Here is a 10,768-nt window from a genome sequence, read left to right as displayed (position 1 = left end):
AGGAGTGGGGAAATGAAAAAGAAAATTATGACACTCCTTTTACTATTGGTGTTAGGAATTGGGAGTTTTGGTTATAACGTGGTTGGTCAAGCCACTGCAAATGGTGGCGGTCAGGTGGTCAATGATGGACAAATTACATTTTATGATGAATCAACTACGCCTTCAACTAGCTCATCAATTTCTACTAGTTCTAGTTCAAGTGGTGTCCTACCTGATACACAAGGTGGCGGTAAATTACCGCAAACAGGAGAAACCATCCGTAACTTTAGTCTATTAGGTGGCGCTTTATTGCTAGCTGTTCTTTTATTCCTTCTTTATAGAAGGAAAAAAGAGAAGGAGGGAGGCGCATGAAGATGAAGTCGTTTTTTAAAGCGTCAATCCTCGTACTTTTGTTTAGCAGTTTTACCGTTAGTGGTGTAAAAGTCTATGCCAATAGTTTTGATGGTTTAGGGAGTGTAACAGTTACTGATACTGGCGTTACTACTCCGGTCGATCCAGAAAATCCAGGTAATGAAGTTGACCCTGGTCCAGGACCTTCGACGACTGGCGAGTTACGTATTGATTTTGCATCTTCCTTGAATTTTGGCTCAGGCAGTACAGCAGGAACCAATCGAAGTTACACATCATTAGCACAGCTTTTTTATAACGATGTGTCTGCTCGGGGATATTATATTCAAGTGACAGATCGGCGTGGCGATGCATCTGGCTGGACATTGTCTTTATCACAAGATACACAGTTTACTAGCGGTATCATTCAAGACTTAGATAATCAAGAATTGAAAGGTGCTGAGCTTACTTTTGGCTCAGCCTGGGCAAATACCTCTGGTAATAGTGGCGTCCCATCCGTTATTCGTGAAACTAAGCTCACAGAAATGAACACGGCTTATAACATCGTTACTGCAGGGCAAGGGCAAGGTAAAGGGGTTTGGACAGTTTCCTTTGGTGCTTCAGCTGAAAATCAATCTGATCAACCGAATACTTTAACAGCTTTGAAAGATTCGACAGGTGATGCAGTAATCGATACTACTTATAATAAGCCAGCTTATAGTAATTCAGCGATTACGCTGACCGTACCAGATACTACAAAAATTTATCCGGTTCAGTACACTACCACATTAACGTGGACATTGGAGGCTGGGCCAACAGAGTAACACTTTAGACCCGACAAACTGGGGATAACCCCATTTGTATAAAAACAAACAAATTTTAGGAGGAACGAAAAATGAAATTAAGACGGTTAAGTGCAGCGGCATTAGTCGCAGTTATTGGGGCAGGAGTGGTATTTCCTGCAGCGGCATCAGCATCAACAATTGGAGCACCTTATGATGGATTAGCAAATGTAACAGTAGAAGGCGGGCCAATGGACCCAACGGATCCACTTCCCGATCCGGAAATACCAGGTGATGACATTGATACACCAAATCCGGAAATTCCTGAAAATCCAAATCCAGGTACTTTAGGTATTCAAAAAGTATCTATTCTGCGTTTTGGTACTATTCAAACTGGCGGGAATGATATCACTAAAACAGCAGCAGCTGTGCCAGTAGAGAAAACTACTACTGATGATCAAGGTGTTGAAACTACTGTGGATGCGACTCGTGGACACATGGTTCAATTTGGTGATACTCGTGGTACTCGTGCTGGTTACACTGTAACAGCTATGTTATCTCAATTTGAAAATGCTGATGGTTCTGAAGTATTAGATGGTTCTACTATCACTTATACAAATGGTATTCTTGCAACTAAAGGTACATCTACAGCACCAGTTTATTATGCATCAACCTTTACTTTAGAAGATGGTGTTTCGAAAACTATCGTTGGAGCACAGGCTCAAGAAGGTAGTGGTTCATGGGTGTTAGAATATGGTCAAAGTACTGACTATGATACAACAGTAGCTGGCACTCCTACAGGTGGAACTGCCGGTACTGATGCAAACTCAGTAACCTTGTTCGTTCCATCAGGAACAGCAGCTAGTATGTTAGCAACAGATTATACAGCAAGCATTACTTGGAATGTAGAAGCAACTCCTTACGTACCTGCACCATAATTTTATGTAAGAGAATAAATGCACTGAATGACAGACAAGCTGGTGGAAGTCCTTTCATCAGCTTGTCCTTCTTTAAAAAAAGTATTGTACATAGACTAATTAACTAGGAGATTTAAGGAAATGAGAAAAGACAGACAGAATTTTTTTAGTCGGCTGCTGGTGGTTATCAGTGTCATAATAGGCGTTGTCCTATTGAATCCTCAGCGGATGATGGCAGCAAGTGATGCAGATATCGCATCAGGTGCTGGCTTTACATACGTAATAACCTATCCTGAAAACCAGATTACCGCTGACAGCGGCTATTTTGACTTGATGATGGAGCCCAGTCAACAACAAACCTTACTAGTTACGATAACTAATCCAGGGGAAGAAGAAATTACGGTTAATCTGGCACTAAATGGTGCTAAAACTAATCGAACTGGTGTGATTGAATATGCTAATAGCGAGCTTGAAAATGATTCGTCCTTACCGTTTAGTTTCACTGATTTAGTTACAGGGCCGATTTCAGTTGAAATCCCAGCTGGCGAATCAGTAGAGGTTGAACTAAATGTGCAAATGCCGGAAACCACCTTCGAAGGGTTAATCGCAGGAGGACTGCAAATGATTTTAGCAGATGACACAAAGGATTCAAGTACTGAGCAGGGGACAACTGTAGTTAATAAGTATGCTTATACAGTTGCAATATTGCTGCAAGAAGGTGATATTAGCAGCATTTTGCCTGAGATGTCTTGGAACAGTGCCTATGCTGGACAGGCAAACTTTCGTAATACCATTTTCGTGAATTTTTCCAACATTCATGGAACTTTTGTCGGCGGAATGACAGTACAGGCGCAAATTTCTCAACAGGGGAGCGGAGAAGTTTTATACGAATCCCGTAGCACTTCAATGCGGATGGCACCCTACTCATTTATTGAGTACCCGGTCAGCATGGGTGGCGATCGAATGACCGCAGGGATGTATACAGCTCATGTAATGGTCTACGTTGGAGATCAGACATGGGAATTCACAGAAGATTTTGAGATAACACAAGAAGATGCTGAGCAATACAATGAACGAGACGTAAACTTAACTCAGGAGCGAGGTATTGACTGGAAACTCATTGCGATGATTGTCGGGGGATTCTTGCTACTTGTTATCTTGATTTTCTTAGTTGTACGCCAAATTAGAAAGAACAATCGTAAAAAAAATAAAAATGTAAAAAAAAAGCGCCCAACAAAGGGTAAAAAATAAACCGACGTAAGTTGACTACAGGAGTAGAGTGCCATGACAATCTTAGAATGGATTATTATCGGTGGCTTTGCGGCAACCATTATTAGCATTATTTTTACACTTTATTCTTTGTTGCAAGTCATTATACAGAGCCGTAAGTTGAAAAAATTGCCACAAAGACCACCCAAAAATAAGAAAAAACGCAGACGTTGGCAGCAGATGATTTCAAGCATCCATAAAAAGCGTAAACGAGCTGGATTATTTTTTATAACACTCTTGGTATTGGGGGGAGGTATGGGTGTAGGTACGGCCTATGCGAATTTCTACCAATCGACAAATTTAGGTTCTGACGATGAGGATGCGATTGTTCGTTCCTACTTTTTATTACGAGATTTTCAGTCAGAGCTGGAAAAGGCTGCTACTCAAGAGGAAACTGCGGAAGCTACAAGTCAAAACATACGCTATCTAGCGACAAATTTATCTGGTTATGCTGCTAGGAAAGCTAGCTCATTGAACACTGCAGAAGGTCAACGAGCATTAAACCGTTATTATTCTGCGTTGTCAGAGTTAGGGATGAATGCGACTCGGGAAATAGCCAACTTTTACGGAAATGCACAATTAGTCTCAGATTTCCAAAGCGACATTGAGCGGACAATTGGTTATGAAACGACAGCCTTTGACTACTTTAAGGTGAATCAATCTGTCTTTGAAACCGAAGAGGCGAGTGAGGGGGAATGACGACCCAACAAAATAAACTGAAAAAGAAGCAGAGGTCACCACAGGCACCCAGAAAAAAAGCCTTGAAAACTAATGTATCAAAAAGAAGCGCTGCAAGTGGTTCTGATTCTATCAAAAGGAAAAAGACCACAGCTGAAAAAAAAACAAAGCAGAAAAATTTGGAGAATAAAAAGCAAAAACAAGTAGTGGAAGCTTCGGAAAAGAAGCGACAGCTGCAAATACAAGGGAACCTAAAAAGTAATCGAAGCCCGCAGACAAAAGACTCCCGTAAAAAGAAACCGCGAAAGCAGGAGGCTCAAAAAAAGAAAAAAAATCTGAAACCAAAAGATGAACCCAAAAAAAATAAACAATCGAGTGCGGGGAATCATAGAGGGAGAAAGAAGGACCGGAAATCATCTTCTAAACTGCCCATAAAGGAGTTTACCCAGCGAATAAGGCATTTTAAAAAGAAGAAAGGTGTAAAGAAAGTCGGTCGAGAAATCCGTGATTTCTTACTTGTATTTCTAATTTTATTGGTGGTAGTGATTGGAATCAGTAGTTTTTTCTTTTCCCTCAACAAAGTCAACGGGTACAGTATGTCACCGACTTTGAGGAATGATGACTTAGTTTTAGTCAGTAAAACAGCAGAGATAGAGCGACTGGACCTGTTGGTTTTTGAAAGACAAAATAGTCAAGAAATACGGCGTGTCATCGGCTTGCCTGGTGAACGTATCGAGTACATTGATGATGTGCTGTATGTAGATGGAAAGATTATTGATGAACCTTACTTAGTTGAACACATCAATGAAGCGCAACGCAATGGTGGCCAATACACAGAAGATTTCAAGATGCAGGCACTAACTGGAGAAGCGATAGTACCGGAGGGTTATTATTTTGTGTTGGGCGATAATCGAGAATGGGCTCGAGATAGCCGAGAGTATGGGTTTATTGAGGAGGAACAAATCATAGGTATAGTTAAAGCGAGATTACTTCCTATAAATGGAATCTCGGTATTCACCATTTTCCAAAGTAGCCTTTTTGATATAGAACTGAATCATCTACACTAATCTAACCTGACATCGTTCAGGTTTTTTATTTAACACGCCAATGTCCGACTGAGGAAAATTGGAGAGCTTATGCTGAAAATCAACTAATTTCTGACAAAGAAAATGGTTACAAAAAAAGAATAATCAAAATTGATGGAATTTTCAGAATATTTGTTGACAGAGACAAAATTTTTGGTTATATTGATACACATAATATTAAAGGAAGATTAGAGGGGGATTTATAAATGAAGAAAAGATTGGCATTTTTGTTTATGGGCATGACATTGTTGGCAGGTTGTAGTGCGGGACCGTCGAGTAGCGGTAGTGGCGGCGGAACAGCTGATTCCAGTGGGAGTGCTAGTGGCGGCAATGCTCAATCAGGAGATACTATTAAAATTGGTGTTAACTTAGAATTATCTGGTGCAGTAGCGGCTTACGGTACCGCTGAGGAACAAGGAATTGATTTAGCTGTTGAGCAAATTAATGCAGACGGTGGGATTGACGGCAAGCAAATTGAAATCGTGAAGTATGACAATACTTCTAATAATACCGAGGCAGCAACAGTGACGGCCAACTTAACGGAAAATGATGACGTTGTAGCAATTATTGGACCAGCCACGTCTGGAGCGGTTCAGTCCGCATTGCCAAATGCGACTAGCGCACAGGTGCCGATTGTGACACCTTCTGGAACAGCTGATGCGATTACAGTGGGCGACAGCGGCTCTGTTCAAGAATATGCCTTTAGATCATGTTTCCAAGATAGCTTCCAAGGAACAGTCTTGGCTCAATATGCAGAAGATACTTTAAATGCTGAGAATGTTATCATCTTGGGAGATAACTCAAGTGATTACGCAATTGGTTTGACAGATGCTTTTGAAGCAGAATTTTCCGGCAACATTGTTTCATCGGAAAACTTTACCTCTGGCGATACGGATTTCCAAACAGTTTTAACTAATATTGCCAATCAAGATTTTGATGTCTTGTATGTGCCTGGCTACTATGCAGAAGCTGGTCTAATCATCAAACAAGCACGGGAAATGGGCATCACACAACCAATTATTGGAGCAGATGGTTTTGGTGATTCACAGATGGTGGATATCGCCGGTGCTAGCAATGTAACGGATGTTTATTACACAGCTCACTTCTCGGCAAATGCACCAGCAAATGATACTGTAAGTTCATTTATCTCAGCTTTTGAAGCAGAATACAGCACGACTCCTTCTGCCTTCAACGCATTGGCTTACGATGCAGTCTACATGATTAAACAAGCGATTGAAGATCAAGGCTCGGCTGATTCAAATGCCATCACTGAAGGCTTGGCTTCATTAAAAGATTTTGAAGGTGTAACAGGTACGATGACCATCGATGCTGATCACAATCCGGAAAAATCGGCTGTAGTCATTGGGTTGACCGATGGAGCAGAAACCTCTGCTGAAACAGTTGAACCTGCTTAACAAATAGAATCTGGCGACTGAGATGCTCTCGGGTGTCTCAGTTTTTGTCAGTTTAACGGAGAAAATAATTTAGCTCTTACATAAATTAGTTATTGGATGTGAAAAAATATGGAAATCGTGATTCAGCAATTAGTCAACGGATTATTTCTAGGCAGTATCTATGCATTGTTGGCTTTGGGCTATACGATGGTTTATGGCATTATTAAATTGATTAACTTTGCCCACGGTGAAATTTATATGATAGGTAGCTTTGTTGGGTATTTTGTCTTGAATTATACTAATATCGGCTTCTTTCCAGCGATGATTTTGGCGATGTTTTTCTGTGCGATTTTGGGTGTGGTCATCGAGTTTCTGGCTTATCGGCCCCTGCGTAAGTCCACTAGAATTGCGGCTTTGATTACAGCAATCGGTGTTTCTTATTTTCTGCAAAATATTATGATTTACTTCTTCTCAGCCAATGTTCGTTCCTTTCCACAGGCGATTGAACGTCAGACCTTCAACTTTGGCTTTTTGCAGGTGAGTAATATTCAATTATTAATTCTCGGCACGTCTGTTTTCTTGATGCTAGTTCTGCAGTTAATCATTAAAAAAAGCCGCATGGGTAAAGCGATGCGGGCGGTGAGTGTTGATCCGGATGCCGCGCAATTGATGGGGATTAATGTCAACCGCACGATTTCCTTCACCTTTGCTTTAGGTTCTGCGCTGGCAGCTGCTGGCGGGATGCTGATTGGCTTGTATTACAATTCCATCACACCGACGATGGGGGTTGTGCCAGGGTTGAAGGCCTTCGTTGCGGCGGTATTCGGGGGGGTTGGTATTATTCCCGGGGCGGCCTTAGGGGGCTTTGCGATTGGTTTGATTGAAACTATCGCAACAGCATTAGGCTTCTCTGATTATCGAGATGCAGTGGTTTATGGTATTTTGATTATCATTTTACTGGTTCGTCCAGCGGGGATTCTAGGTAAAAACATTAAAGAGAAAGTGTAGGTGGCAGCAATGAAAAAGAATTTAAAATACAATGCAGTCTGGTTGGCCATTGCCGTGGTCGCGTACATCGTTATCTTTATTGCTTATAATACTGGTTTCGTTAATTTATTTTTAGATGCGATTATTGTGAATATCGGCATTAATATTATTTTAGCAGTTAGTCTGAACTTAATTATTGGGTACTCCGGTCAGTTTTCACTGGGCCATGCTGGTTTTATGGCGATTGGCGCTTATGCCGTTGCAATTTTGACCCGTTATAGTCCGGTCTATATTAACTTTTATGGCGGACTTGTTATCGGGATGGTAGTCGCAGGATTAATTGCGCTTGTGGTTGGGATTCCGACCTTGCGTTTAAAAGGTGATTATCTGGCGATTGCTACATTAGGTGTGTCAGAAATTATTCGAATTTTTCTTGTCAATATGCGCAGTGTCACTAACGGTCCTGCTGGGATTTTCGGACTGGCTTTGTTTACCAGCTGGGAAGTTGTCTTTATTTTCGCAGTGTTGACAATTTTAGTAGTCTCAAACTTTATCCGTTCTGGTTCAGGCCGGGCAGTGCTGTCGATTCGCGAGGATGAAATTGCTGCCGAGTCGATGGGTGTAAATACGACCAAGTACAAGGTTATCGCCTTTGTCTTAGGCGCAATGATGGCGAGTGCAGCCGGCAGTCTTTATACTGGCTATCAACAATCAGTTTTCCCAAGTGATTATGACTTTATGAAATCAATTGATATTTTGATTATTGTTGTGTTCGGTGGCATTGGTTCAACCACTGGTGCGGTAGTTGCGGCCATCGTCTTGGGTGTCTTGAATATGTATCTGCAATCTTTCGGAAATCTGCGGATGATTATTTACGCATTGGCCTTGATTATAATTATGATTTTCAAACCAGGCGGGCTATTAGGTACGTGGGAATTTTCTGTTAAGCGTCTCTTTAATAAGTTCACCAAAAAGGGGGAAGCGTAATGGCGTTACTTGAAGTCAAACATTTAACCAAAAACTTTGGCGGTCTGACGGCAGTTTCCCATGTGGATATGACTTTGGAAAATAACGAGCTAGTTGGTCTAATCGGCCCTAATGGAGCGGGGAAAACTACTTTGTTTAACCTGTTAACCGGTGTGTATGAGCCAAGTGAAGGGGACGTGCTCTTTGAAGTGAATGGCAAAGAAGAACGTTTAAACGGCATTGCTCCTTATAAAATTGCCGGCAAGGGTTTATCACGCACCTTTCAAAATATCCGTCTGTTTAAAGACTTATCAGTGATGGACAATGTGCTGATTGCCATGAACGCTAAAAATCAAGAGGGCTTCTTCAGTACGATTTTCCGTTTACCGGCTTTCTATAAAAAAGAAGCCGGCATGGAGAAAAAAGTGCATGAGCTGCTGCACATTTTTGAATTGGATAAAAAGGTCGACACGCTGGCTAAGAATTTACCTTATGGAGAACAGCGGCGCCTAGAAATTGTGCGGGCCTTGGCGACAGAGCCGAAAATTTTATTCCTAGATGAACCGGCTGCCGGTATGAACCCTCAGGAAACAGCGGATTTAACCGATTTGATTCGCAAAATTCAAAAGGATTTTGGGATTACGATTTTATTGATTGAGCATGATATGAGCTTGGTCATGGAGGTCTGCCAACGGATCTATGTGTTGGAATACGGTCAAGTGATTGCCCATGGCACCCCAGAGGAAATCAAAAATAATCCGCGGGTAATTCAGGCCTACTTAGGAGGGGAGATCTAATGCTGAAAGTTGAAAATTTAGCTGTGCATTATGGCGTGATTCAAGCGATTCATGATGTCTCCTTTGAAGTTAACCAAGGAGAAATCGTTTCGTTAATCGGAGCCAATGGAGCCGGCAAGACCACAATCTTGCGGACGATCTCCGGTTTGATTCGACCTTCTCAAGGAAAAGTCGAATTTGAAGGCAAAGCGATCGAAAAAGCCGCCCCGCAAAAAATTGTCGCCTCTGGTTTATCGCAAGTGCCTGAAGGACGTCATGTCTTTCCCGGTTTAACTGTGAAAGAAAATCTTGAGATGGGGGCTTTTCTCAGAAAAGATGCCGGTGTCAAAGAAGATTACGAGCAAGTGTACCAAAAGTTTCCCGTATTAAAAGAGCGTCTAAGCCAAGACGCTTCGACGCTATCTGGTGGTGAACAGCAGATGCTTGCAATGGGACGGGCCTTAATGTCCAAACCGAAACTGCTGTTGTTAGATGAGCCGTCAATGGGCTTAGCGCCAATTTTTATCAAGGAAATTTTTTCGATTATTCAAGAGATTCAACAACAGGGTACGACGATTTTATTGATTGAGCAAAATGCAAAAATGGCTTTATCGATTGCCGACCGGGGTTATGTTTTAGAAACGGGACGGATTGTCTTGGCGGGGACTGGTGAAGAATTATTAGCCAGCGATGAAGTTAGAAAAGCTTATTTAGGAGGGTAAACGATGAGTGTTCAGGATTTTATGACCAAAGATGTGGTGACGGTCACGTCTACTACGCCAATTTTTGATGCAATTGATTTAATGAAAAAACATGATATCCACCGCCTGCCGGTGATTGATAATGGCAAATTGAGCGGTTTAATCACCGAAGGCACCATTGCGGAGGCGACACCTTCAAAGGCCACCAGCTTAAGTGTCTATGAAATGAATTATTTGCTAAATAAAACCACCGTTGGCGATGTGATGGTGAAACACGTGAAAACCACGACACCAGATGCGCTATTAGAAGATGCGATTTATGAAATGCGGGAAAATAATATCAATGTGCTACCGGTCTGTGACGGCACGCAGTTGGTAGGAATCATCACCAACAATGATATTTTTGACGCCTTTTTAAAAATCACCGGCTATAACGCCGGTGGAACAAGAATTACGTTGCAGATTACCGATGATCATGCCGGTGTCTTAGCAGCCATCACCAGTCTGTTAGCCGAAAAAAATTACAGCATTGCCACAATTGTCGTCAATCCGATGGAACTGTCAACAATTATCGAATTGCAAATCGAATCCCGCAGCACAGACGAACTGCAGCAGGTATTTGAAACGGCTGGTTATACAGTGTTGAGTGCTGTTTTGACGAATAATCATCAGTAGTTTTCTTCGGGGTTATTTTAGTTGGGTGTAATGATGAAGCAAAAAGAATGCAATAATAGCTTGCTTACCCATCGGTGGTTATCGATGGGTTCTTTGGTTTAAGAAGAGTTGAGTGTATTTTAGAGCCAATAGATTATAAAACGAATTAACTGTAAGAAATTGCGAAGATTGCTGAAAGATTAGCAGTGCTAGCTACAGGGCAACCAGCCCA

General features: G+C 41.7%; 12 protein-coding genes. All 12 read left to right on the top strand.

What is annotated here, in order from left to right:
* The first annotated feature begins 12 nt into the window (after nt 1-12).
* A complete protein-coding gene (locus ACYSNU_RS10365) occupies nt 13-351 on the top strand; it encodes an LPXTG cell wall anchor domain-containing protein (protein WP_461737141.1) in 339 nt (112 codons plus the stop codon).
* Nucleotides 348-1,151 (top strand): WxL domain-containing protein, encoded by an 804-nt coding sequence (locus ACYSNU_RS10360; RefSeq protein ID WP_461737140.1) that lies wholly within the window; start codon nt 348-350, stop codon nt 1,149-1,151. Before ACYSNU_RS10365 ends, ACYSNU_RS10360 begins: the two co-directional genes overlap by 4 nt.
* Before the next feature lie 71 nt (nt 1,152-1,222).
* Nucleotides 1,223-2,047: a WxL domain-containing protein gene (locus tag ACYSNU_RS10355; protein WP_461737139.1), complete on the top strand. Its 825-nt coding sequence runs from the start codon at nt 1,223-1,225 to the stop codon at nt 2,045-2,047.
* A 120-nt stretch (nt 2,048-2,167) separates the two neighbouring features.
* On the top strand, nt 2,168-3,277 hold the full coding sequence (locus tag ACYSNU_RS10350; RefSeq protein WP_461737138.1) for a DUF916 and DUF3324 domain-containing protein: 1,110 nt from the start codon (nt 2,168-2,170) through the stop codon (nt 3,275-3,277).
* Between the two features lie 33 nt (nt 3,278-3,310).
* Nucleotides 3,311-3,994 (top strand): hypothetical protein, encoded by a 684-nt coding sequence (locus ACYSNU_RS10345; protein ID WP_461737137.1) that lies wholly within the window; start codon nt 3,311-3,313, stop codon nt 3,992-3,994.
* Nucleotides 3,991-5,040, top strand: a complete 1,050-nt coding sequence (lepB, locus tag ACYSNU_RS10340; RefSeq protein ID WP_461737136.1) for a signal peptidase I — start codon at nt 3,991-3,993, stop codon at nt 5,038-5,040. Before ACYSNU_RS10345 ends, lepB begins: the two co-directional genes overlap by 4 nt.
* A gap of 224 nt (nt 5,041-5,264) precedes the next feature.
* The gene (locus tag ACYSNU_RS10335; protein ID WP_461737135.1) at nt 5,265-6,473 is read left to right on the top strand and encodes an ABC transporter substrate-binding protein; all 1,209 of its coding nucleotides are present in this window, start codon (nt 5,265-5,267) and stop codon (nt 6,471-6,473) included.
* Between the two features lie 108 nt (nt 6,474-6,581).
* A complete protein-coding gene (locus ACYSNU_RS10330) occupies nt 6,582-7,460 on the top strand; it encodes a branched-chain amino acid ABC transporter permease (protein ID WP_461737134.1) in 879 nt (292 codons plus the stop codon).
* Between the two features lie 9 nt (nt 7,461-7,469).
* On the top strand, nt 7,470-8,426 hold the full coding sequence (locus tag ACYSNU_RS10325; RefSeq protein ID WP_265456460.1) for a branched-chain amino acid ABC transporter permease: 957 nt from the start codon (nt 7,470-7,472) through the stop codon (nt 8,424-8,426).
* Nucleotides 8,426-9,202 carry an ABC transporter ATP-binding protein gene (locus ACYSNU_RS10320; RefSeq protein ID WP_461737133.1) on the top strand — a complete coding sequence of 259 codons (777 nt, stop codon included), beginning with the start codon at nt 8,426-8,428 and terminating at the stop codon, nt 9,200-9,202. The genes ACYSNU_RS10325 and ACYSNU_RS10320 overlap by 1 nt, the downstream gene beginning before the upstream one ends.
* The gene (locus ACYSNU_RS10315; RefSeq protein ID WP_461737132.1) at nt 9,202-9,903 is read left to right on the top strand and encodes an ABC transporter ATP-binding protein; all 702 of its coding nucleotides are present in this window, start codon (nt 9,202-9,204) and stop codon (nt 9,901-9,903) included. Before ACYSNU_RS10320 ends, ACYSNU_RS10315 begins: the two co-directional genes overlap by 1 nt.
* Nucleotides 9,904-9,906: 3 nt before the next feature.
* Entirely contained in the window at nt 9,907-10,557 is a 651-nt protein-coding gene (locus ACYSNU_RS10310; protein WP_461737131.1) for a CBS domain-containing protein, read from the top strand.
* The last annotated feature ends 211 nt before the right edge of the window (nt 10,558-10,768 follow it).

This window comes from Enterococcus sp. LJL120 (assembly GCF_054871765.1).
Note: the sequence above shows the minus strand (reverse complement) of the source record. Positions and strands in the feature narration are given on the sequence as shown.